Origin of the sequence: Aromatoleum toluolicum (genome assembly GCF_012911005.2) — a bacterium.
GTDB lineage: Bacteria > Pseudomonadota > Gammaproteobacteria > Burkholderiales > Rhodocyclaceae > Aromatoleum > Aromatoleum toluolicum.
The window spans coordinates 16,902-39,714 of sequence record NZ_WTVS01000054.1 but is presented as its reverse complement, the minus strand read 5'-3'; the positions used below and the strand labels follow the sequence as shown (position 1 = coordinate 39,714).

Below are 22,813 nucleotides of genomic sequence, written 5' to 3'. Positions count from 1 at the left end.
GGGCTTGGGGGAGGATCGGCGCAGGATAGCCATCGTCGCGCTCCTTAGCCCGAGGCGGGCAGGCAGGGAGGCAGGGCCTCGTAGTTGTCCGGCTGCGGCATCGGTGCGCCGCCCGCGAGTTCGGTGGCGTAGGCGGCGAGCGTCGCGAGCTCGGCGCTCGCTGCCCAGCTCGACGGGTCGGCGCCGAGCGGGCGCAGCGCCTGCAGCGGGGGCATGGGCGTCTTCGCGCGCGCCGCGGGCTGCTGCTGCCACATCGCGAGGCGATAGCGGATGCGCGCGGCGCAGTGCGTCAGGCGGGCACGCACGGTCGCCTCGTCGCCGTGCAGGAAATTCGGCGGGGTGCTCGATGGCGTCTGGTGGCAGGGGGTGCAGTAGCGCTGCAACAGGCCGGCGGAGGTCGCGGGCGGAAAGTGCGGCACGTCGCGCTCCGGCGCCGCCGTGGCGAGGGGCGCGGATTCGCGTTCCGGGCTGCCGAGCCGGGCGAGGAGCGCCTTCATCAGCGCTTCGCGCCGGAACGGCCCCGCGGCGAACGGTCCGCCGCCCGGTGCAGCGGCGAGGGCGGCGACCGCGTCGCCGACGCGGGCGAAGTCGGTCGCCTGCGATGGATGGCCGCGCAGGGCAGCACGCAGGCGGGCGAGGTCGTGTTCGCCCAGCAGATCGGCCAACCCCGCGACGGTCTCGTTGAGGCGCCCGGTGTCCGGCAGCCGCCAGACTTCGAGCGGCGGCCGCGGTGCGAGCGGGTCGAACGGCGCGGGAATGTTCGCGAGCATCGCGCCGTCCGTGCGGGCCAGCCCTTCCGGCAGCGGATCGCGGTTGGGGATGTTGGCGTCGGGCAGCGCGAGCCCGCCCGGCCAGTGAGCCTGCCAGGCGGCGGCGAAGGCGGGCAGGATCGCGTCGTGCAGCGCGACGTGCTCGTGGCGTCCCGTCGCGCGGTAGCGCAGCGCGGCCTCGAACAGCGCGGCGCGGCAGCGTGTACCGCGCTCGCCGTCGCCGCAACCCGTGCGCCACAGCGTCTGCCACAGCGCGAAGCGATTGGCGCGTTGGGCGGCGGCGTCGATCGCGCCGGGGAGATCGATGCCGCGCCGCACCGGCACGCCCGCGACGTTCGCCTGCCACGTCGCAAGCCGCGCCGCGACCGCCGGATTGGCGTTGGTCTCCTGCCACAGCGGGCGCGAGAAGATCGGCGCGTGATTCTGGTGGCAGGCGAGGCACAGCGGGCGCGACGCATACACGACGCGCGGCCGGGCGCCGCTGCGGTAGTCGAGCACGAGCTGGAATTCGAAGCGGGTGGCCGCCTCGTTGTAGCTGATGACCTCGACGACCTCGCTGTTGCCGACGTGGCCGAGATACAGGCGGTCGCGCTGCAGCGGGCCCGGGCCGTGGGCGGCCGGTTCGCCGGCCATGGCGGCGACGACGCGCGGGTGGCGGAAAAACTCCGGGGCTGCGGCGAGGCGTTGCAGCGAACGGCCGATCGGGATCAGCACGCGCACGAGGCAGCGCCCCTCGGGCAGGTCCGCGCACTGTCCGCCGCCTTCCAGATGCTGCAACAGACTTTCGAACGGATAAGGCAGGGCCGCCGCGCCGCCGAGCGCCGCGACGCGCTGGTCGAACAGCGACGCGCCGGCGGACGGCAGGTCCTCGCCGTAGGCGTCCGGCGCAAGCACCAGGCGGGCTGGCGGGGACGGCGTCGTGCGGGCTTCGCCACGCGCCGCCGGGGCAGGTTCGGCCGCGCCGGGCGGGGGCTGGCGGCCGTAGTCCCACAGCGCGACCGCGAGCGCCGCCGCGAGCATCACCCCACTGGCCCGGTTCGCGGCGCGCATCGCCGGCATCTCCTCGCCGCCCGTGGCCGGCCTACTTCGCGGCGACGACGACCCGCTTCTGCGTGCCGCCCCAGCAGTCTTCCTGTACCGTGCCGGCCTTCTGGAAGGCCGGCCCGTCGCGCTCGGCGATTTCCTTGTTGTAGAGGACGAAGTTCAGCACGAACACGCGGTCCATGTAGGCGCGGCCGAGGTAGAGGCCGGGGCGCACCATGCGGATCTCGTCGCGCACTTTGAGTCCGCGCCGGCCGGCGAGGAAGTCCGGCTTCTCCTGATAGCCGGGCAGCTCGTCGGTGAAGGCGTAGTCGATGATCACCGACTCGCGCCGCGAATCGACGAGGCTCTGGCCGCAGTAGAGCTTGGCAGGGAACAGCAGCCACGCGTCCTTGCGTCCGACGGTGATCTTCTGCGGTTCGCCTTCGACGAGACCGGCCTTGCGGAAGATCTCCAGGTCCTCGATGCGGTTCCGCAGCACGCGCTCGTTGCGGTAGAACACCTTGCCCTTCCACAGCGTCTCGCCGATCTTGTCGACGGCAATGCCCTTCAGGTGCAGTGCGAAGCCGGCGAGCCCGCCGACGATCTCGCCCGCGCGCAGCTTGCCGCTCTCGCCCTCGGGCAGGATGATGCTGCCGTCGAACGGACCGTCGGGGATCGGCCCCGCGGTGAGGCGCGCGTAGATCTGGTCGAGCTGCTCCTGGTTCAGCAGCGCGAGGTTCTCCGGCGTGATCTTCGCGAGATCGGCCGGCGTCAGCGGGAACTGGTGCTCGAGCTGGGCGAAGTCGGGTTTGCTCGCGTAATCCGTCGCGTACGGCGCGAACGCGATTGCCGGGGGCTCGGTCTTGCCGCAGGCGGCAAGCAGCGCCAGCGCGGCGCCGAGGACGCCCAGGGTGCGAAGGGAGCGCAGGGGGCGAAAGGCTTGGCGGGTCATGGCGCGGTCTCCTTTCGCTCACAGGGTCGCGAGGAAGGCGATCAGCGCCTTCTTGTCCGCGTCCGACAGGTCCTCGCCGAAGCGGTGGCCGCCGTTCTCGATCTCGTCGGTGCAGTTGCTGTAGTGCTGGCGCAGCAGCTCGCGCTGGCCGCGCAGCAGGCCGGCGAACTCGCCCGGGGAGGCGAGGATGTCGTCCGCGAGCTTCTGCATCTGCCCGGTGGTCTCCTTGCCCAGGCGCGCCTCCAGCTTCGCCGGGTCGCGCTTCGCGAGGAAGAGATCCACGACCAGGTCCTTGTGCCGCAGGCTGGTCATCGAGTTGGCCGGAATGCCTGCCGGGATGCGCACCTGTCCGCTGCCGACGAGCGGCTTCTCGCTCGTGCCGTCCCACGCGCGCGGGCCGAGGTCGAGGACCACGTCCTGGTCGGTGAGCGTCGCCTTGGGCTTGCGCGCGTCCGGATAGAGCAGCTCGTGCATCGACGCGAGGTACAGCCGGTAGCGTCCTTCCACGCTCGGATCGGTCTGGAAGCACTCGCTCTGCGTCGCCGCGAGCTTGCCGTCGGCGTCGAGTTCGCGCGCGCGGAAGAAGTCGTTTGCCGCGTTCGCCGGCTTGCCGCACAGTTCCGGCCCGATCGCGTTGTTGTGCATGAAAGGCGCATGCGCCCACAGGTTCAGCAGCGAGATGTTGCGGTAGTAGCCGCGCCCGCCGTCGTTCGGCTCCTTGACGTTGATGTCCGGCGCGCGCGCGCGCAGCGTCTCCGAGCCGTACTCCTGCCACACGTGGCCCGCCATGTGGTTGGAATGGAGCGCGCGGCAGCGGTTCGTGCCGACCTCGGTCGCGGGCGTGGCGACGTCGTTGCCCAGCCAGTCGGCGCGCAGGCCGTTGTCGGCGATCGCGTAGTAGTCGCGGTTCGCGAACGGCCCGCCGACGCTCTCCGGAATGCTCGAGTGGCAGCGCGCGCAGTTCGCCGCGAACACCGCCTTGCCGCGTCCGACGGCCCCCGCCCCGTGCTCCATCTCCAGGTCGGCGACGAGGCTGTCGCGGCCGTATTCGGGTGCCGCCGCGTCGGCCGCCTTGCGCACCGCATTGCGCGCGACGGCGAGATCGGTCGCATTCGATTCGGCCGACAGGAAGAACGCCAGGATGTCGGGCAGGCGGTCCTCGATCGCGCGGAAGTTCGGGCAGTCGCGCCGGCACTGGCCGATGTTGAACGGCGTCTGGCCGAAGTAGCGCGCCTGCGGGTCGACCTGGCGCAGGTCGGTGAGGTGGTTCAGCCAGCACTGCTCGGAGCACGAGCCGATGTTGAAGTACACGCGCTGGATCGCCTCGAGCGCGCCGATCGAGTCCTCGCCGCCCTTCAGGATGTGATGCACGCCGGGTTTGCCCAGCGTCGTGTCGTCGCTGCGCGTGCTCTTTTCCCAGCACTTCGTCTCGCGCCCGGGCTCGCACCAGCACTTCGTCTCGTCCTTCTCCGCGCCGCAGGTGGCGACCTTGCGCCATTTCGCGATCGATTCGCCGGGGAAGATCGGGCGCTGCGCGACATTGATCAGCGCGTTGATCGTGCCCGGGTTGTTCACGCCGTCATGCGGAATCGCCGACGTGTCGGTCACGCCCGGCCGCGCGTGCGCGAACATCTGCCATTCCAGGCTGCTCTTCGGCATGCCCGAGCCGAGGATCTCCGACTTGCGGAGGTACTGGTTGCCGACCAGGCCCTTGATGTTCTCCCAGCGCGGGTGCGCCGGGTCGGCGGGTGGGTTGAGCGGGTCGAAGGCGATGTGGCAGGAGCCGCAGCTCGTTCCGATCAGGAAGGGGGGCTCCACCGACGCGTCCGCAAGGCGGCTGAAACGCTCGTCCGACGGCACCTTGGTCTGCTCGATCATGCGCCGGCCGAAGCCTTCCCAGGTGCCGAGGCTGCCGTTCAGCTTCCTCCACTGCTCCGCGTCGAAGCGCGGGTTCGGGAACTTGCGGAAGCCGAGCGCCCCGGTCGAGGTGCCGAAGCGCAGGTCGCAGGCCGAATGGCGCTGGTCGCGGCCGTCCTTCGCGTGCGGGTCGGCCGGATCGAGCGCCGCGTCCTTCAGCGCGCAGGCGGGATCGACATAGCCCGGCTTGCCGACGTGCTTCAGCAGCACGTCGTCGCCCGGACACCAGTCGAAGCCGTACGTCTCGTCGTGGCTCTTCGCCGGGCAGTTCGCCTCGCCCGGCACGCAGCACGACGGATCGTTGATCAGCCCCCACGCGCGGAAGCGGTCGTCGCGCTGGTCGGCTCGCAGCACGCGATACCAGTCCGGCAGCACGCCGACGCGCTGCTGGAACACGTAGGTGTGGAAGCGCTCGTTGCCTGCGGTCGCCTTGAACCAGATCAGGCGGCCGACGCAGGCCGATTCCGCCAGGCCCTCGCGTGCGCAGGCCTCGAAGTAGGGCGCGTCCTGGTCGACGGACGTGCTCTCGGGCATCGGCGTGTCCGGGGCCACCACGGGCGGCAGCGGCGCGGGCTGCTGGGCGGTGGCAGTGGCGACCAGCGGGGAGGGGGAGAGGGAGATGCCCGTATCGCGATCGGCCGAAACGAACACCATGGCGAGCAGAGCGCCGACGGCCACGCCGGCGGTGACGAGCACTTTCATGGTCCGCTCCTGTTGGGTTCCAGGCCGCCGCCCCGATGACGAGGCAATGCCCGAGGCGCATATGCAGTGCTGGTCCGGCGAAGTGCCGCAAGCGAATCGCCGCCGCAGCTTTTTATGGCGCCTAAGTTTCTATAGGCAAGCGGTCGGCGAAACGCAAACACGGATACATGTCGCGTGGAAGGGTTTTGACCCTGTTCCGGGCGAGCCGGTCGCGCCCGCTCAGCGCGTCAGGCGGTACGCCAGCAGCCCCAGCCACTCGTGCACGGCATACCAGCCGGCATAGGCGGAGGTCGGCCCGGGGAGCTCCCCGAGCACCTGGTCGCCGGCACCGGTGCCGCCCAGCCACGCAGTCGGCGCCGGGATGACGTGCAGCCCGGCGTCCTCGAAGGCCGCCTGGGCGCGCGGCATGTGGGCGGCGTGGGTCACGAGCAGGATGCGGCGCACGCCCGCGGCGCGCAGCGGCACCGCCGAAAATTGAGCGTTCTGCCGCGTATCGAGCGAGGCCCGCTCGACCCAGCGCACCGGGATGCGGAAATCCTCTTCGAGCGTCGCCTGCATCAGCACCGCCTCCGGCACGTCGCCCGTCGGCGCGCCGCCGCTGACCAGCACCGGCAGCCCCGTCCTGCGCGCCAGCCGCGCCGCGTAGCGTAGCCGCTCCAGCGCGAGGCGGTTCACCGTCTCGCCGCCGTATTCGGGCGCATGACGCCGCTTGCCGGCGCCGAGCACGACGATGGCCTGCGCCTCGCGCATCGCCGCCGCGTCGACCACCGGCGCCGTCTCGAGCCCGTTCAGCAGCCAGCCGACGCTCGCCGGCGTCGACAGCAGCAAGGTGGCCACGACGCCCGCCCACGCCAGCGCGAAGCCGCCCCGCCGCCGGCGTGCCGCGAGCAGCAGCCCGACGGCGATCAGCAGCAGCGGCGCAACCGGCGGCTGCACCATGATCGACACGGTCTTCTTGAGCCAGAACAGGACGAGCGCGGAGTCGAAGGCCATCTGCATTGTCGGGAGGGTGGGGCGCCAGTATTATCCCCGACTTATCCGTCGTCGCGCCCGTTCCGGCCTGCCTTTCAGATGCACGATCCTTGTTGTCCTGCCCCCCGCGTGAGGTCGAATGGGACTGCGTGAACTCATCCTCTCCGCGATCGCGCTGCTTGCGGTCTATGTCGGCTACCAGCTTTACCGCGCCTCGCGCCCGCCGCGCGCGTCGGCGTCCGAGCCGGCCGTGCCGCCGGTCGCATTGCCCGTCGCAGTGCCCGCCGCTGCGCCCGCCGACGCACCCGAGAGTGTCGACGTCCTCGTCGCCGACAGCGACGACGAGGACGAGCCCGGTCCGCTCTACGACGCCGGCCGCCCCGTGCCCGCGCCCGCCGGTGCAGATGCCGCCCCTGACGCGTTCCAGCACGAGCTGGAGGTCCGTCAGCTGCGGCGCGAGCTCGAACAACAGGGGAGCGCGCTGGCCGAACTGCGGCGCGAACTCGACGCAATCCGCGAGCAGCTGCGTGCGCGCACGGACCAGGCCGAGGTGGGCGTCGTGCCCCACGGCGCGTCGCCCGAATACAACGAGGCACTGGTGTTCGCGCGCCGCGGGCTGGATGCTGAAACGATCGCCGAGCGCTGCGGCATCACCGTCGCCGAGGCCGAGCTCGTGCAATCGCTGGCGCGCAGCCAGGCCGGCGACTCCGGGAAGGCGCCATGAGCCGCTCGCCCACCGCGGGAGACCTCGCGGTCGCGGATGCCGAAACCCTGCGCAAGGCCAGCCTGATGCGCGCGCTGATGGCGATCGTCGCCCTTATGGCGCTGACGGCATCGCTATGGTTGGTCGAGGGCGGCGAGACGGCCGCGCCGTCGGCGCCGTCTGCCGTTCCCGCGCCTGCCGAGCCGACTGCCGCCGAGCCTGCGACCCCGGCCACGATGGCAGCGGCGCCGGTCGCGGCGGAACAGGATGCCCCCGCCGACACCGGGCAGGCCCGCACCGGCGAGACGCAATCCGCGCCCCTGGCAACCGCGCCCGACGGTGCGATGGCCGCCCCGGAGGCGTCTCCGCCGGGATGGACGGCCTCAGCCGTCCCTGCCGCGCCCGCGACTCCCCCCGCGTCAGAGCAGGCAGCCGATGCTCCGAGCGCCCCGGCCGCCAAGTCGGCGGTCGCCGCGGCGGAAACGACCGATGCGTCGTCGCGCGCCGCGGCGCCGCGCCTGCATGCCGGGCCGCCGCCGGGGCCCGGATACCTCATCCAGCTGGGCGTGTTTCTCGATACGGCCAATGCCGAAAGTATGCGCCGTGAGCTCGAGCGCAAGGGCTATCCGGCGCATCTGCAGGCCCGGGTCGTGCTCGGCCCGTATCCGGACCGCGAGTCCGCGCTTGCGGCGCAGGAAAAAGTTCGCCGCGAACGCAAGCTGGATGGCATGATCTTGGCTCCGCGCAAGTAGCAGTGCGGGCCGGGGAGGGCAGACCTGCCCGGCGTGCTCGCACGCAAGGGTGTCACAAGCGGATCAAATCAGAGGAGGGCTCCATGAAGATCGAAAGTCAGGTGTTCGGTACCGTCGATATTCCCGATGACAAAGTGATCGAGTTTCCGGCCGGGCTTCCCGGTTTCGAGGACTGCAAGCAGTTCGCCCTGGTGCATGAGGACGGCTCCACCTCGTCCCTGTTCCTGCTGCAGAGCCTCGACAATCCCGCGGCCGTCTTCTCGATCACCGGCCCCGACCGACTGGGCGTCAATTACGAGTTCGGTCTCACGGACGACGAGGCGGAGCAGCTCAAGCTCACGAACCCTGCCGATGCCTTCGTCGCCGTGATCGTGCGCAAGGAAGAGGGCGACGCGGGCAACCCGGCGACGGCCGGGATGCGCGCGAACTTCATGGCGCCGCTGGTGATCAACGTGTCCTCGCGCCGCGGCATCCAGAAGGTCATCACGCGTCTGGGCTGTGACGTGACCCTGCGCGCCGAAGCTTGATCGACGTTTCCCCCGCGCCCCGGCGCCGCATGCGCCGGGGCGTTGTTTCATCCGATCCCTGTCCGGATCGTTCGTAAAATAAAGGAATCCGACCATGAGTCGCAGCATCATCTCGACCCCCAACGCTCCCGCCGCGATCGGCACCTACTCGCAGGCCGTCAAGGTCGGCGACACCGTCTACTGCTCCGGCCAGATCGGCCTCGATCCCGCGACGATGCAGATGGTCGAAGGCTTCGAGGCGCAGACCGTGCGCGTGTTCGAGAACCTCAAGGCGGTCGCCGAGGCGGCCGGCGGTTCGCTCGCCGACGCCGTGCGCGTGACGATCTACCTCACCGACCTCGCCAACTTCGCCAAGGTCAATGAGGTCATGGCGCGCTACTTCGCCGAGCCCTTCCCGGCGCGCGCCGCCGTCGGCGTCAAGGAGCTGCCCAAGGGTGGCGTGGTCGAGGCCGACGCCATCCTGGTGCTTGGCTAACGATCAGCAAGCCTGGGCCGGCATCGGCCCGCAACTCGCAGGCCGGCTGGCGAAGCTCGACATCCGCCGGCCGCAGGACCTCGTCCTGCACCTGCCGCTGCGCTATGAAGACGAAACCCGCCTGACCCCGATCGCCGCGGCGCGCGCCGGCGCGCCGGTACAGGTCGAAGGCGAGGTGGTGACCTGCGAGGTCACGCTGCGGCCGCGCCGCCAGCTCGTCGCGCAGATCCGCGACGCGAGCGGCACGCTCACCGCGCGCTGGCTCAACTTCTACCCCTCGCAGCAGAAACAGCTCGCCCCCGGCCGGCGCGTGCGCGTGTTCGGCGAGGTGCGCGGCGGCTTTTTCGGCAACGAGATGGTGCACCCGCGCGTGCACCCGGTCGAGGCCGGCGAGGCGCTGCCGCAGGCGCTCACGCCCGTCTATCCGACCACCGCGGGGCTCGCGCAGTCGGCGCTGCGCAAGCTCATCGGGCGCGAACTGCAGCGCCCGCCGATGACCGAACTGCTGCCCGCGGCCCTGCCCGGCGGCCTGCAGCTGCCGCCCTTCGCCGACGCGCTGCGCACGCTGCACCAGCCGCCCCCCGACATCGACCCCTACGCGCTGGAAGACCGCGCCCATCCCGCGTGGCAGCGCATCAAGTTCGAGGAACTGTTGGTCCAGCAGCTGTCGCTGCGCCGCGCCTACAACGCCCGCCGCACGCGCCGCGCGCCCATCCTGCGCGACAACGGCAAACTCACCGCGGCGCTCCTCGCACAGCTGCCGTTCACCCTCACCGGCGCCCAGGCGCGCGCGGTCGCGCAGATCGGCCGCGACCTCGCCACGCCGCACCCGATGCAACGCCTGCTGCAGGGGGATGTCGGCAGCGGCAAGACCATCGTCGCCGCGCTCGCGATGCTGCAGGCGGCGGAGAACGGTTTCCAGGCCGTGCTCATGGCGCCTACCGAGATCCTCGCCGAACAGCACTGGAAGAAGCTCGCCGCGTGGCTCGAGCCGCTCGGCGTCGGCATCGCGTGGCTGTCGGGCAGCCGCAGGAAGAAGGAGCGCGAGGCCGAGCTCGCCCGCCTGGCGAGCGGCGAGGTGCTGCTCGCGGTCGGCACGCACGCGCTGATCGAGGATCCCGTGGCCTTGCCGCGCCTGGGCCTCGCGATCGTCGACGAGCAGCACCGCTTCGGCGTGCGCCAGCGCCTCGCGCTGCGCGAGAAGGGCGCCGACGCGCTGCACCCGCACATGCTGATGATGTCCGCGACGCCCATCCCGCGCACGCTGGCGATGAGCTACTACGCCGACCTCGACGTCACCGTGCTCGACGAACTGCCGCCGGGGCGCACGCCCATCCTCACCAAGCTCGTCGCCGAGTCGCGCCGCGATCAGGTCATCGCGCGCGTGCGCGACGCCTGCCTCGGCGGGGCGCAGGCCTACTGGGTGTGCCCGCTGATCGAGGAGTCCGAGGCGCTGCAGCTGAAGACCGCCGTCGAGACCTTCGAGACGCTCGGCGCGGCACTGCCCGAACTGAAGATCGGCCTCGTGCACGGGCGCATGAAGTCCGACGAGAAGTCCGCGACGATGGCGGCGTTCTCGGCCGGCGAACTGCACCTGCTGGTCGCGACGACGGTGATCGAGGTCGGCGTCGACGTGCCCAACGCGAGCCTGATGGTGATCGAGCACGCCGAGCGCTTCGGCCTCGCGCAGCTGCACCAGTTGCGCGGGCGTGTCGGGCGCGGCACCGCCGAATCCGCGTGCATCCTGATCTACGCCCACCCGCTGTCGGAAAACGGCCGTGCGCGCCTGAAGGTCATCTACGAGCATAGCGACGGCTTCGCCATCGCGCGCGAGGACCTGCGCATCCGCGGCCCCGGCGAATTTGTCGGCGCGCGCCAGAGCGGCGTGCCGCTGCTGCGCTATGCCGACCTCGAGGGCGACGCCGATCTCGTCGAGCCGGCGCGCGCGCTCGCCGAACGGCTGCTGCGGGACGCGCCCGCGGTCGCGACGCAGCTGATGGAGCGCTGGCTCGGAGGGCGCGAGGGCCTGCTGCGCGCCTGAGCGACCGACGCACCGGTTTGGGGCCGGGGCTCGCGGCCGGTATCATGCGCGTCGTCCCGACGTCGTCCTCCCATGCGCACCTCTCCCCACAAAGAAACCTGGCTGAAGCGCCCGCCGCGCGCGACCGTTTCCCGCACGCTCCGCCCCTGGCTCACCGATCCCGCCTCGCTCACCGCGCGCATCCGCGCCCGCTGCGGCAGCTTCTCGGTGCGCGTGCTGCGCCAGTGCCTCGCCGTGCCGCACCGCGACGAGGCCACGCTGCTCGGCCTGCGCCGCGGCGAACTCGCGTGGCTGCGCGAAGTGTTGCTCGTCGCCGACGGCGTGCCGGTGGTGTTCGCGCGCTCGCTGCTGCCGCGCGCCAACGTGCGTGGCGCGTGGAACCTCTTTCACGGCATGGGCGCCCGGCCGCTGGGCGCCGCGCTGTTCGCCGACCCCGCGATCAGCCGCCGCGCGCTGACCTGCGCCTGCCTCGACCGTCGCGACGCGCGCTATCATCTCGCCTCTGCCGCGGTCGCGCCGATGGCGATGCCGCCGCGCGTGTGGGCGCGGCGTTCGCTGTTCCGCCTGCACGGCCGCGCGCTGCTCGTCAGCGAGGCCTTCCTGCCCACGATCCTGGACCTGCCCGAATGATGTCTGCGCCGCTCCCACTGTCCGCCCGCCTGCCCATCTACCTGCGGCTGATGCGCCTCGACAAGCCCATCGGCATCCTGCTGCTGCTGTGGCCGACGCTGTGGGCGCTGTGGCTCGCTGCCGACGGCTTCCCGCCGCTGCACGTCCTCGCAATTTTCGTCCTCGGCACGGTGCTGATGCGCTCGGCCGGCTGCGTCATCAACGACTACGCCGACCGCGATTTCGACGGCCATGTCGAGCGCACGAAGAACCGCCCGCTCGCGACGCGCGCGATCGGCACCCGCGAGGCGCTGCTCCTCGCCGCCGGCCTCTCGCTCTTGGCCTTCCTGCTGATCCTGCCGCTCGCGCCCATTGTGCTGTGGCTGTCGCTGCCGGCGCTGTTCCTCGCCGCGAGCTATCCGTTCATGAAGCGCTTCTTCGCGATCCCGCAGGCCTACCTCGGCATCGCCTTCGGCTTCGGCATCCCGATGGGCTTTGCCGCGGTGCAGGGTGAAGTGCCCGCGATCGCGTGGTGGCTGCTGCTCGGCAACATCTTCTGGACCGTCGCCTACGACACCGAGTACGCGATGGTGGATCGTCCCGACGACCTCAGGATCGGCATCAAGACCTCCGCGATCACCTTCGGCCGTTTCGACGTTGCCGCGGTGATGCTGTGCTACGCGCTCGCCTTCGCGCTGTTCGCCGCGATCGGCGTCGCCGCGGGGCGCGGCGCGTTCTACTTCGCCGGCCTCCTCGGCGCCTGCGGCATCGCGGGCTACCACTACACGCTGATCCGCGGCCGCGAACGCGCACCGTGCTTCAAGGCCTTCCTGCACAACAACTGGGTCGGGGCGAGCATCTTCGCCGGCATCGTCGCTGATTACATTGCGTTTCCTGCCGTCTGAACTAGGGTGAACCGACCGGATCGGATGCGGTCGAAGTAGTGCGCCGGCTTGTCGCCGCGCGTTCCCCAAGGAGACCAAGATGAAGAAGAGCCTGCTCTTAGGCCTGTTCGCGATGGCGCTGTCTTCCAGTGCCTTCGCGTTCCATTGTCCCGCCGACATGAAGAAGATCGATGACGCGATGGCGAAGAATCCGATGTTGACCGCCGAACAGATGGCGGAGGTCAAGAAGCTGCGTGCCGACGGCGAGGCGATGCACAAGGCCGGCAAGCACCAGGAATCGGTCGATACCCTCGCGAAAGCCATGAAGATCCTCAAGATCGACATGTAAGCGGGTCGAATTCCCTGCCGCCGGGGCCGCCATCGCGCGGCCCCGTTCTTTTGTCCGGCAGCATCGGGCGTACGCGCGGGCGTCATCCGGCTTATCATTCGCCCCGGACCAATCAGGACGCCTCCATGCACTTCATGACCGCCCTCCGGGCCGCCTGGCAGAGCCGCAACAGCCTGCTCTGCGTCGGCCTCGATCCCTATCCCGCGCGCTTCCCCGCCCACCTGCAGGGCCGCCCGGACGCCATCCTCGAATTCTGCAAGGGCATCGTCGACGCCACCGCCGACCTCGTGTGCTGCTTCAAGCCGCAGATCGCCTACTTCGCCGCGCAGCGCGCCGAGGACCAGCTCGAAGACCTGATCGCCCACATCCACGAGCGCCACCCCGATACGCCGGTGATCCTCGACGCCAAGCGCGGCGACATCGGCAGCACCGCCGCGCAATATGCCATCGAAGCCTTCGAACGCTTCCGCGCCGACGCCATCACCGTGAATCCCTACATGGGCCGCGATTCGGTCGAGCCCTACCTCGAATACGCCGACAAGGGTGTGATCCTGCTGTGCCGCACCTCGAACCCGGGCGGCAGCGACCTGCAGTTCCTCGACGTCGGCGGCGGCGAGCGGCTGTACGAGCGCGTCGCGCGCCTGGTCGCGAACGACTGGAATGCGAGCGGCAACTGCGCGCTCGTCGTCGGCGCGACCTTCCCCAACGAGATCGCGCGCGTGCGCCACATCGTCGGCGACATGCCGCTGCTGGTGCCGGGCATCGGCGCCCAGGGCGGCGACATCGCCGAGACCATGCAGGCGGGCGGCACCGCCGACGGTACCGGCCTGATGCTCAACTCCTCGCGCGCGATCCTGTTCGCCGGCAGCGGGGAAGACTATGCCCAGGCGGCCCGCCAGGTCGCCCTCGAGACGCGCGACGCGATCAACGCCAACCGCTGAACCGCAATACCGCCGTACCCGAAAGGACTACATGCGTTACCACGATCTTCGCGACTTCATCGCCCAGCTCGAACAGCGTGGCGAACTGAAGCGCATCACCGTTCCCGTCGACACCCACCTCGAGATGACCGAGATCGCCGACCGCGTGCTGCGCGCCGGCGGTCCGGCGTTGCTGTTCGAAAAGCCCGTCACGCGCGGCGTGCCGCAGGCGATGCCGGTGCTCGCCAACCTCTTCGGCACGCCCGAACGCGTCGCGCTCGGCATGGGCGAGGAACTGCCCGACGGCAACTGGCAGACGCCATTGCGCGAAGTCGGCAAGCTCCTCGCCTTCCTCAAGGAACCCGAGCCGCCCAAGGGCCTCAAGGACGCGTGGGAGAAGTTCCCGGCCTTCCGCCAGGTGCTCAACATGTCGCCCAAGGAAGTGCGCTCGGCGCCGTGCCAGGAAGTGGTGTGGGAAGGCGCCGACGTCGACCTCGCGAAACTGCCGATCCAGCACTGCTGGCCCGGCGACGTCGCACCCCTGATCACCTGGGGCCTCGTCGTCACGCGCGGCCCCGGCAAGAAGCGCCAGAACCTCGGCATCTACCGCCAGCAGGTGCTGGGGCCAAACCGCGTCATCATGCGCTGGCTCGCGCATCGTGGCGGCGCGCTGGACTTCCGCGAGCACCAGCTCGCGCATCCGGGCGAACCGTTCAAGGTCGCCGTCGTCCTCGGCTGCGACCCCGCGACCATCCTCGGTGCCGTCACGCCGGTGCCCGACTCCTTGTCCGAATACCAGTTCGCCGGACTCCTGCGCGGGGCCAAGACCGAGCTCGTGCAATGCCTCGGCTCCGACCTGCAGGTGCCGGCCTCGGCCGAGATCGTGCTCGAAGGCGTGATCCACCCCGACGACACCGCGCCCGAAGGCCCCTACGGCGACCACACCGGCTACTACAACGAGGTCTCCGAATTCCCCGTCTTCACGATCGAGCGCATCACCATGCGCAAGAACCCGATCTACCACTCGACCTACACCGGCAAGCCGCCCGACGAACCGGCGATGCTCGGCGTCGCGCTCAACGAAGTGTTCGTGCCGCTGCTGCAGAAGCAGTTCCCCGAGATCACCGACTTCTACCTGCCGCCCGAAGGCTGCTCCTACCGTCTCGCGGTGGTCAGCATCCGCAAGCAGTACCCGGGGCACGCCAAGCGCGTGATGTTCGGCATCTGGAGCTTCCTGCGCCAGTTCATGTACACGAAGTTCATCATCGTCGTCGATGACGACGTGAACATCCGCGACTGGAAGGAAGTGATCTGGGCGATGACGACCCGCGTCGATGCGTCGCGCGACACCGTGATGGTCGACAACACCCCGATCGACTACCTCGACTTCGCCAGCCCCGTCGCGAGCCTCGGTAGCAAGATGGGTATCGACGCCACCAACAAGTGGCCGGGCGAGACGAACCGCGAATGGGGGCGGCCGATCGTGATGGACGCCGCAGTCAAGCAGCGCGTCGATGCGATGTGGACCGAGTTGGGCCTGTAAAGTCGGGCCTGTAAGATTCCACCGGAATCCTCATCTTCACGGAGCCAGCCATGCCCGACTACCGGACCGGAAGCGCCCCCGCCGACCTCGGCGGGCTCGTCACGCTCGCACACGTGATCTATGCGCTGCATGCGTTCGCGGTGGTCACCGGCGTCGTCGGCTCCGCGACCATCATCGGCAGCTTCGTCGCGAGCCTGCCGTCCATCCTCGCGGTGGTGCTCAACTACATGAAGCGCGACGCGGTGCGCGGCACCTGGCTGGAAAGCCATTTCCGCTGGCAGATCCGCACCTTCTGGTTCGCGCTGCTGTGGATTCTGGTCGCGATTGCGATGTTCTTTACGGTGATCGGCATCCCGTTCGCGTTCGTGCTGTTCGTGGGGGCGACGCTGTGGATCATCTACCGCGTCATCCGCGGCTGGCTGAACCTGCTCGACCGCAGCACCATGCCGATGCCGACGGACGCCTGAGGCTCCACGTGGTCGCGCGGCCGCCCCGCTATTGCGCCGGCACCGCGCCGCCCGCCCACACCCATTCCAGCAGCGCGTCCTGCGCGGCCTGGCTGGACCCGGCCTCGGCGTGGTTCACCATCATCACGACCGCGTGGCGCCGGCCGTTGCGGTCGAGCACGTAGCCGGCCAGGGATTTCACGCCGTTGATCGAGCCGGTCTTGATGTGCGCGTAGCCGCGCGCCGGGCTGTCGTACAGCCGCCCGCGCGCCGTGCCGTCCTCGCCGGCGATCGGCAGCGCGGCGATGAACTCCGGCATGAAGGGGCGCCGCCATGCCGCGAGCAGGACTTCCGCGAGCGTGCGCGCCGTGACGCGCTCGATGCGCGAAAGACCCGAGCCGTTCTCGATCACGAGGCCTTCGGTCGCGATGCCGTCCGCCGCGAGCAGGGCGCGCACCGCCTCGGCGCCGCCCGCGACCATGTCCAGGCTCGCCCCGCTTTCCCGTCCCAGTGTCGCAAGCAGCAGGCGCGCGATCACATTGCTCGACCACTTGTTCATCTCGCGCACCACGTCGGCAAGCGGCGGCGAGGTCTCCGTGATCAGAGTCGCCGCATCGCCCGGCGTCACGCCGCTGCGCACCGTGCCCTCGACCTTGCCACCCAGCTCGCCCCACAGCGCCGCGACGAGCGAACGCCCGAAGGCCTCGGGCGACAAGGGCGCCGTCGCCCAGTCGCGCTGCCCGCAACTCGCCGGCATGCTCCCCGACAGCACCAGCCGCGGCCCTTGCGGCCCCGCTTCGAGCGCCGCGTCGAGGTTGCCGTACCACACGCCGCACGGGCCGGGAGCCGTCGCGATGCGATTGTCGATGTCGACACCCGTCAGCGCCGGGTAGGGGGCAAGCCCCACCGGCTGCCCCGGGTCGGCCGCCGGCACGAGGCGCAACTGCAGCGTGTTGAAGTGCATCAGCAGCCCGTAGGCGCCGCTGTTGTAGGGGCGCAGCGCGCGCCCGTCGAAGGCCGCCGGGTCGTGCGGCGGCAGCACCAGCGCCGAACCGTCGAGCACGATGTCGCCGCCCACGGTCGTGATGCCCAGCGCGCGCACCTGACGCAGCAGCTTCCCGAGCCGCTCGTAATTCAGCATCGGATCCGCGCCGCCGGTCAGGTACAGGTTGCCGCCCAGAACGCCCGCGGCCACCGGTCCGCCGGTCGCCACCCGCGTCGTCCAGGTGAAGGCTGGCCCCAGCCGGTCGAGCGCCGCAAAGGCGGTCACCACCTTCATGACCGACGCCGGATTCATCGGCCGCTCACCGCCGGCCTCCAGTTGCGGGGCCGGCGCATCGACGGCCTGCACCCACACCGCCACGTTGCCTGGCGGAATGCGGGCGGCGTCGAGCGCCTGCCGCACCGATGGCGGCAGCGCAGTCGCGTGCGCAGAGGCCATCAGACCGCAGAAAAGCAGGGCAGCCAGAAACCGGAACACGGGGCGCGTTGTCATGAGTTGGTCGTCGATATCCTGCAACATACTGGCGAGGTCCGCGAGGGTACGGCGGCTATGCGACCGCGATACAATCACAGCTTCCGTTTTTCCCCCGGACCGGCATTTTACGCCGTGGCATGCGGGATCACCCCGGCTGAAGAGGTAGAGCAATGATTCTGGTGACGGGCGGCGCAGGCTTCATCGGCGCCAACTTCGTACTCGACTGGCTGCGCGCGGGCGACGAGCCGGTGCTGAATCTCGACGCGTTGACCTACGCGGGAAACCTCGAGAATCTCGCCGCCCTGCAAGGCGATCCTCGGCACCTCTTCGTCCACGGCGACATCTGCGACCGTGCGCTCATCGACCGCCTGTTCGCCGAACACCGCCCGCGCGCGATCGTGCATTTCGCCGCCGAAAGCCACGTCGACCGCTCCATCCACGGCCCCGCGGCCTTCGTGCGCACCAATGTCGAAGGCACGTTCACGCTGCTCGAGGCCGCGCGCGCCTACTGGTCCGCACTCGACGGCGCGGAGCAGGACGCCTTCCGCTTCCTGCACGTGTCGACCGACGAGGTCTACGGCTCGCTCGGCCCGAACGACCCGCCCTTCGCCGAGACCAAGGCCTACGAACCCAACAGCCCGTACTCCGCGAGCAAGGCCGCGTCCGACCACCTCGTGCGCGCCTGGCACCACACCTACGGCCTGCCGGTGCTGACGACCAACTGCTCGAACAACTACGGCCCCTACCAGTTCCCCGAAAAACTCATCCCGCTGATGATCGCCAACGCCCTCGCGGGCAAGGCCCTGCCGGTCTACGGCGACGGCCGCAACGTGCGCGACTGGCTCTACGTCGGCGACCACTGCGCCGCGATCCGCGAAGTGCTCGCGCGCGGCCGCCTCGGCGAGACCTACAACGTCGGCGGCTGGAACGAGAAGCCCAACCTCGAGATCGTGCATACCGTGTGCGCGCTCCTCGACGAACTGCGCCCCGACCCGGCCGGCCCGCACGCGCGCCTGATCACCTACGTCGCCGACCGTCCCGGCCACGATCGCCGCTACGCGATCGACGCGCGCAAGATCGAGCGCGAACTCGGCTGGCGCCCGGCCGAGACCTTTGAAACCGGCATCCGCAGGACCATCGCGTGGTACCTCGCGAACCAGGACTGGGTGGCGGACGTGCAAAGCGGCGCCTATCGCGAATGGGTCGCGCGCAACTATGGAGATCGACGCGCATGAGCACACGCAAGGGCATCATCCTTGCCGGCGGATCCGGCACCCGCCTGCACCCGGCCACGCTGGCCGTGTCGAAGCAGCTGCTGCCGGTGTACGACAAGCCGATGATCTACTACCCGCTCAGCACGCTGATGCTCGCGGGGATCCGCGACATCCTCATCATCTCCACGCCGCAGGACACCCCGCGCTTCGAGCAGCTCCTCGGCGACGGCAGCCGCTGGGGTCTGCGCCTGCAGTATGCCGTGCAGCCCAGCCCGGACGGTCTCGCCCAGGCCTTCCTGATCGGCGAGGAGTTCATCGCCGGCTCGTCGTCTGCCTTGGTGCTCGGCGACAACCTCTTCTACGGCCACGAACTCGCGGACGACCTCAGGCAGGCCGGCCAGCGCGCGCACGGTGCGACCGTCTTCGCCTATCCGGTGAATGACCCCGAGCGCTACGGCGTCGTCGAGTTCGATGCCGCAGGTCACGCGATCAGCATCGAGGAAAAACCGGCGAAGCCGAAGAGCCGCTACGCCGTCACCGGTCTCTACTTCTACGATGAGCGCGTCGTCGACATCGCACGCGGTCTCAAGCCCAGCCCGCGCGGCGAGCTCGAGATCACCGACGTCAATCGCCACTACCTCGAAGCCGGCGCGCTCGACGTGCAGGTCATGGGCCGCGGTCACGCGTGGCTCGACACCGGCACGCACGAGAGCCTGCTCGAGGCGGGCCTCTTCATCCAGACGATCGAAAAGCGCCAGGGCCTCAAGATCGCCTGTCCGGAAGAGATCGCGTGGCGCGCGGGCTGGATCGACGCCGCCCAGCTCACCGAACTCGCCAAGCCGCTCGCGAAGAACGGCTATGGTCAGTACCTGCTGCGCGTGCTCGAAGAGAGGGTGTTCTGATGAAAGCCATTCTGCCCACAACTCCCACTGCGATTCCCGACGTGCTGATCATCGAACCCAGGGTGTTCGGTGACGCACGCGGCTTCTTTCTCGAAAGCTATAACGCACGCGCCTTCCGCGACGCCACGGGCCTCGACGAGCCGTTCGTGCAGGACAACCACTCCCGCTCCGCGCGCGGCGTGCTGCGCGGCCTCCATTACCAGATCCGTCAGCCGCAGGGGAAGCTCGTGCGCGTCGTGCGCGGCGCGGTGTTCGACGTCGTCGTCGACCTGCGCCGCCGCTCGCCGAGCTTCGGCCGCTGGACGGGCATCGAGCTCTCCGAAGACAACCACCGTCAGCTGTGGATCCCGCCCGGCTTCGCGCACGGCTTCGTCGTGCTGTCCGAGTCCGCGGATTTCCTCTACAAGACCACCGACTACTACGCGCCCGAACACGAGCGCTGCCTCGCGTGGAACGACCCGACCGTCGGCGTCGAATGGCCGCTCGCCGGCGAGCCGCAACTCTCGGCGAAAGACCGCGAGGGCAAGCCCCTCGCACAATGCGAGGTATTCGAATGAGACTGCTCGTCACCGGCGCCAACGGCCAGGTCGGCTGGGAACTCGCGCGCAGCCTGATGCCGCTCGGCGAAGTCATCGCGCTCGACCGCAGCCGCTGCGACCTGTCGCGCCCCGAGACCCTGGCGGCACTGGTTGCCGACCTCGCCCCCGATGTCATCGTCAACGCCGCCGCCTACACGGCCGTGGACAAGGCCGAGTCCGAGGAAGCACTCGCGACCACGATCAACGGTAGCGCGCCCGGCGAACTCGCCCGCGCCGCGAAGGCGGCCGGCGCATTGCTGGTCCATTATTCGACGGACTACGTGTTCGACGGCAGCAAGACCGGCCCCTACACCGAGGACGATCCCGTCGCCCCGGTCAACGCCTACGGGCGCAGCAAACTCGCCGGTGAAGTGGCGATCCGGGAAAGCGGCTGCGACCACCTGATCCTGCGCACCACCTGGGTATTCGCCGCCCGCGGCGGCAACTTCGTGCGCACGATGCTGCGTCTGGGCGCCGAACGCGAACAACTGCGTGTCGTCGCCGACCAGCATGGTGCGCCGACCTGGGCGCGCAACATCGCCGACGCCACCGCGCACATCGTCGCCCACGCGCAGCGCGAACGGCGCGACGGTGCCTTCGCGTCAGGCATCTTCAACCTGACGTCGGCCGGCGACACGAGCTGGCACGGATTCGCCGAAGCGATCTTCGTCGCGGCGCGAAGTTCGCGGCCGGAAATCGCGTTGCAGATCGCGCACGTGGAACCGATCCCGGCCGCGGCCTATCCGACGCCGGCCGCGCGTCCGGCCAACTCACGCCTCGCCGCCGACCGGCTCGCGGCGCGTTTCGGCATCGCCATGCCACACTGGCAGGACGCCCTGCGCCGCTGCGTCGAAGAGCTGGCACGCTGAGCGATGAGCGGATTCGAACATTTCGAGCGCGACGCCTGCCAGCTCGAGCGCGAAATCCTCAAGCGCGGCATCGTGCTCGAACTGGACTGGGACGACGCGGCCGGCATGCGCAAGCTCGCACGCGAGGCCCTGCAAGGTGGTGCCGACCACACCCAGGCGCTCCTCGCCGACCCGGACGCCCGCCTGCGCGCGCGCGGCGAACTCTTCGCGCTGGGCGTGCTGATGCTACGCGTGATGGAGGAGAGCGCCGACACCGGCGTGCACACGCACGGTGGCCCGGCCTGGAAGGCCTTCGGCCGCGCCCTCATCCAGGAGGCGCAGGCCGAAGGGAAGCGGGTCGCCCCGAGGGTTCGGAATGTGTGACGAAATCGCTCAGGTTAACGGCGACTCGAGCGCGTAGAGCGACTCGACCGTCTCGCGCCTGCGGATCAGGTGCGTGCGGTCGCCGTCGACCATCACCTCGGCAACGCGCGGACGGGTGTTGTAGTTCGAACTCATCGCCATGCCGTAGGCGCCTGCCGACAGCAGCGCGACCAGGTCGCCCTCCGCGACGGCCAGCTCGCGGTCATGCGCGAGGAAGTCACCGCTCTCGCAGATCGGTCCCACGATCTCGTAGTTCTTTGCCGCAAGCGTGCGCGGCTGCACCGCGACCACCTCATGGTAGGCGTCGTACAGCGCCGGGCGGGCCAGGTCGTTCATCGCCGCATCGACGATCGCGAAGTTCTTCTCCTCGCCCGGCTTCAGGTACTCGATGCGCGTCAGCAACAGGCCCGCGTTGCCGACCAGCGAGCGGCCCGGCTCGAAGCACAGCTCCTCCTTGCGCCCCTCGAACAGCTTGAGCAACGGTGCAAGGTATTCGGCGACCGTCGGCGGCCGCTCGTCACGGTAACGGATGCCGAGCCCGCCGCCGAGGTCGATGTGGTCCAGCGTGATCCCCTCGGTCGCCAGCCGGTCGACAAGGTCGAGGATCTTCCGCGCCGCTTCGGCGATCGGTGCGGGGTCGAGCAGCTGCGAGCCGATATGGCACGCCACGCCGCTCACGCGCAGGTTCGGCAGGCTCGCCGCGTGCCGGTACAGGTCCGCCGCCGCATCGATCGCGACGCCGAATTTGTTGCTCTTGAGGCCCGTCGAGATATACGGGTGAGTCTTCGGATCCACATCCGGATTCACGCGGAAGGCGATCGGTGCGACCTTGCCGAGTTCGCCCGCGACCGCGTTCAGGCGGTCGATCTCGGCTTCCGACTCGACGTTGAAGCAGCGGATTCCGGCCTTCAGCGCCTGACGCATCTCGTCGCGGCTCTTGCCCACGCCCGAGAACACCACCTTGCCCGCGTCCCCGCCGGCGGCCAGCACCCGCGCGAGCTCGCCGCCCGAGACGATGTCGAAGCCTGCGCCCAGCTGCGCGAACACCGACAGCACGCCGAGGTTCGAATTCGCCTTCACCGCGTAGCACACCAGCCCGCGGCGGCCCGCAAGTGCCTCGCGGTAGGCGGAGAAGGCCTCGGTCAGCGCACGTCGCGAATAGACATACACCGGAGTGCCATACTGCGCGGCGATGGCGGCAAGGGCCACGCCTTCGAGCTGAAGGCCGTCGCTGCCCTCGGTCAGGGTCGGAATCGGAAATCGGGAGGTCATCGGGAGTCGTCGGTCGCTTTGGGGGCTTTGCTATGATCGACGCCGGCGGCCGGAGCAGCCTTGGCCGGTGCGGGCGGAACCTGGGGCAGGTACAGCGGCCCCTTGATCCCGCAACCGCTCAGGGCAAGGGCGCAGCACAGCGCGGCAGCGGTCGGAATGGCTCGCATGGTGTCGTCGGTCGAAAAAACGGAAATGCTAACAGAAGGAGCGAACATGGAAGAATCGGCGTTCAACGCGCTGGCCGAAGCCGAACTCGTGCGCATCGAGGCCGCGCTCGAAGCCTGCGGTGCCGAACTGGACATCGAGACCATGCCCGGCGGCGTGCTGGAGATCGAGTTCGAGAACGGCAGCAAGATGGTGATCAACCGCCACTCGGCCGCCCGCGAGATCTGGGTTGCCGCCAAGGCCGGCGGCTTCCACTTCCGCCACGACGCCGGCCGCTGGATCGCCACGCGCGACGGCGCTGAACTCTACGCGCTGCTGTCGCAACTCGTCAGCCAGCAGTCCGGGGCGCCCACCGAGGTCAAGGCAGGCTGAACGGCCGATGCTCCGG

24 protein-coding genes are annotated in these 22,813 nt (G+C 69.8%); 17 read left to right on the top strand and 7 right to left on the bottom strand.

The window, feature by feature from the left end; translation table 11 throughout:
- Positions 1 to 44 precede the first annotated feature (44 nt).
- From GPA27_RS20865 to GPA27_RS20850, 4 genes are all read right to left on the bottom strand, one after another.
- Positions 45 to 1,820, bottom strand: coding sequence for a hypothetical protein (locus tag GPA27_RS20865; protein ID WP_169142408.1), 1,776 nt, complete (start codon positions 1,818 to 1,820; stop codon positions 45 to 47).
- Between the two features lie 31 nt (positions 1,821 to 1,851).
- Positions 1,852 to 2,745: a hypothetical protein gene (locus tag GPA27_RS20860; RefSeq protein WP_169142407.1), complete on the bottom strand. Its 894-nt coding sequence runs from the start codon at positions 2,743 to 2,745 to the stop codon at positions 1,852 to 1,854.
- An 18-nt stretch (positions 2,746 to 2,763) separates the two neighbouring features.
- Positions 2,764 to 5,364: a c-type cytochrome gene (locus GPA27_RS20855; RefSeq protein WP_169142406.1), complete on the bottom strand. Its 2,601-nt coding sequence runs from the start codon at positions 5,362 to 5,364 to the stop codon at positions 2,764 to 2,766.
- A 219-nt stretch (positions 5,365 to 5,583) separates the two neighbouring features.
- Positions 5,584 to 6,357, bottom strand: a complete 774-nt coding sequence (locus GPA27_RS20850; protein ID WP_169142405.1) for a YdcF family protein — start codon at positions 6,355 to 6,357, stop codon at positions 5,584 to 5,586.
- 118 nt (positions 6,358 to 6,475) lie between these two features.
- On the opposite strand from GPA27_RS20850, the gene GPA27_RS20845 reads away from it, so the two are divergent.
- The 11 genes from GPA27_RS20845 (at position 6,476) to GPA27_RS20795 (ending at position 15,606) form a co-directional block, all read left to right on the top strand.
- Positions 6,476 to 7,060 carry a DUF2802 domain-containing protein gene (locus GPA27_RS20845; RefSeq protein WP_169142404.1) on the top strand — a complete coding sequence of 195 codons (585 nt, stop codon included), beginning with the start codon at positions 6,476 to 6,478 and terminating at the stop codon, positions 7,058 to 7,060.
- Entirely contained in the window at positions 7,057 to 7,791 is a 735-nt protein-coding gene (locus GPA27_RS20840; RefSeq protein ID WP_169142403.1) for an SPOR domain-containing protein, read from the top strand. The genes GPA27_RS20845 and GPA27_RS20840 overlap by 4 nt, the downstream gene beginning before the upstream one ends.
- A gap of 83 nt (positions 7,792 to 7,874) precedes the next feature.
- Positions 7,875 to 8,318, top strand: a complete 444-nt coding sequence (gene fliW, locus GPA27_RS20835; protein ID WP_169142402.1) for a flagellar assembly protein FliW — start codon at positions 7,875 to 7,877, stop codon at positions 8,316 to 8,318.
- 94 nt (positions 8,319 to 8,412) lie between these two features.
- Positions 8,413 to 8,793 (top strand): deaminase RidA, encoded by a 381-nt coding sequence (gene ridA, locus GPA27_RS20830; protein ID WP_169142401.1) that lies wholly within the window; start codon positions 8,413 to 8,415, stop codon positions 8,791 to 8,793.
- Positions 8,786 to 10,834 (top strand): ATP-dependent DNA helicase RecG, encoded by a 2,049-nt coding sequence (gene recG, locus GPA27_RS20825; protein WP_169142400.1) that lies wholly within the window; start codon positions 8,786 to 8,788, stop codon positions 10,832 to 10,834. Before ridA ends, recG begins: the two co-directional genes overlap by 8 nt.
- Positions 10,835 to 10,906: 72 nt before the next feature.
- Positions 10,907 to 11,464: a chorismate--pyruvate lyase family protein gene (locus GPA27_RS20820; protein ID WP_169142399.1), complete on the top strand. Its 558-nt coding sequence runs from the start codon at positions 10,907 to 10,909 to the stop codon at positions 11,462 to 11,464.
- Entirely contained in the window at positions 11,461 to 12,348 is an 888-nt protein-coding gene (gene ubiA / locus GPA27_RS20815) for a 4-hydroxybenzoate octaprenyltransferase (protein WP_373322792.1), read from the top strand. The genes GPA27_RS20820 and ubiA overlap by 4 nt, the downstream gene beginning before the upstream one ends.
- A gap of 79 nt (positions 12,349 to 12,427) precedes the next feature.
- Entirely contained in the window at positions 12,428 to 12,676 is a 249-nt protein-coding gene (locus tag GPA27_RS20810; RefSeq protein ID WP_169142398.1) for a PA2433 domain-containing protein, read from the top strand.
- A 125-nt stretch (positions 12,677 to 12,801) separates the two neighbouring features.
- Complete coding sequence (pyrF, locus tag GPA27_RS20805; protein WP_169142397.1) at positions 12,802 to 13,617, top strand: orotidine-5'-phosphate decarboxylase; 816 nt, start codon at positions 12,802 to 12,804, stop codon at positions 13,615 to 13,617.
- Positions 13,618 to 13,648: 31 nt separating this feature from the next.
- Positions 13,649 to 15,139: a 4-hydroxy-3-polyprenylbenzoate decarboxylase gene (ubiD, locus tag GPA27_RS20800; protein ID WP_169142396.1), complete on the top strand. Its 1,491-nt coding sequence runs from the start codon at positions 13,649 to 13,651 to the stop codon at positions 15,137 to 15,139.
- A gap of 50 nt (positions 15,140 to 15,189) precedes the next feature.
- A complete protein-coding gene (locus tag GPA27_RS20795; RefSeq protein ID WP_169142395.1) occupies positions 15,190 to 15,606 on the top strand; it encodes a DUF4870 family protein in 417 nt (138 codons plus the stop codon).
- A 28-nt stretch (positions 15,607 to 15,634) separates the two neighbouring features.
- Here the strand turns inward: GPA27_RS20795 and dacB are convergent, their stop codons facing one another.
- Positions 15,635 to 17,080, bottom strand: a complete 1,446-nt coding sequence (gene dacB, locus GPA27_RS20790; RefSeq protein WP_169142394.1) for a D-alanyl-D-alanine carboxypeptidase/D-alanyl-D-alanine endopeptidase — start codon at positions 17,078 to 17,080, stop codon at positions 15,635 to 15,637.
- 152 nt (positions 17,081 to 17,232) lie between these two features.
- Here dacB and rfbB point away from each other — a divergent pair, with 152 nt between their 5' ends.
- The 5 genes from rfbB to GPA27_RS20765 are packed head-to-tail and all read left to right on the top strand — an operon-like array spanning position 17,233 to position 20,988.
- Entirely contained in the window at positions 17,233 to 18,297 is a 1,065-nt protein-coding gene (gene rfbB / locus GPA27_RS20785; protein ID WP_169142393.1) for a dTDP-glucose 4,6-dehydratase, read from the top strand.
- The gene (gene rfbA / locus GPA27_RS20780) at positions 18,294 to 19,178 is read left to right on the top strand and encodes a glucose-1-phosphate thymidylyltransferase RfbA (RefSeq protein WP_169142392.1); all 885 of its coding nucleotides are present in this window, start codon (positions 18,294 to 18,296) and stop codon (positions 19,176 to 19,178) included. The genes rfbB and rfbA overlap by 4 nt, the downstream gene beginning before the upstream one ends.
- A complete protein-coding gene (gene rfbC / locus GPA27_RS20775) occupies positions 19,178 to 19,735 on the top strand; it encodes a dTDP-4-dehydrorhamnose 3,5-epimerase (protein WP_211165143.1) in 558 nt (185 codons plus the stop codon). The genes rfbA and rfbC overlap by 1 nt, the downstream gene beginning before the upstream one ends.
- On the top strand, positions 19,732 to 20,625 hold the full coding sequence (gene rfbD / locus GPA27_RS20770) for a dTDP-4-dehydrorhamnose reductase (RefSeq protein ID WP_169142391.1): 894 nt from the start codon (positions 19,732 to 19,734) through the stop codon (positions 20,623 to 20,625). Before rfbC ends, rfbD begins: the two co-directional genes overlap by 4 nt.
- Before the next feature lie 3 nt (positions 20,626 to 20,628).
- Complete coding sequence (locus GPA27_RS20765; RefSeq protein WP_169142390.1) at positions 20,629 to 20,988, top strand: hypothetical protein; 360 nt, start codon at positions 20,629 to 20,631, stop codon at positions 20,986 to 20,988.
- Between the two features lie 9 nt (positions 20,989 to 20,997).
- Here the strand turns inward: GPA27_RS20765 and lysA are convergent, their stop codons facing one another.
- Both lysA and lptM read right to left on the bottom strand, forming a co-directional pair.
- Positions 20,998 to 22,260 (bottom strand): diaminopimelate decarboxylase, encoded by a 1,263-nt coding sequence (lysA, locus tag GPA27_RS20760; RefSeq protein WP_169142389.1) that lies wholly within the window; start codon positions 22,258 to 22,260, stop codon positions 20,998 to 21,000.
- Entirely contained in the window at positions 22,257 to 22,475 is a 219-nt protein-coding gene (gene lptM / locus GPA27_RS20755) for an LPS translocon maturation chaperone LptM (protein ID WP_232299281.1), read from the bottom strand. Before lptM ends, lysA begins: the two co-directional genes overlap by 4 nt.
- On the opposite strand from lptM, the gene cyaY reads away from it, so the two are divergent.
- A complete protein-coding gene (gene cyaY, locus GPA27_RS20750; RefSeq protein ID WP_169142388.1) occupies positions 22,474 to 22,797 on the top strand; it encodes an iron donor protein CyaY in 324 nt (107 codons plus the stop codon). The two genes, lptM and cyaY, sit on opposite strands and share 2 nt — an antisense overlap.
- Positions 22,798 to 22,813: the final 16 nt, after the last annotated feature.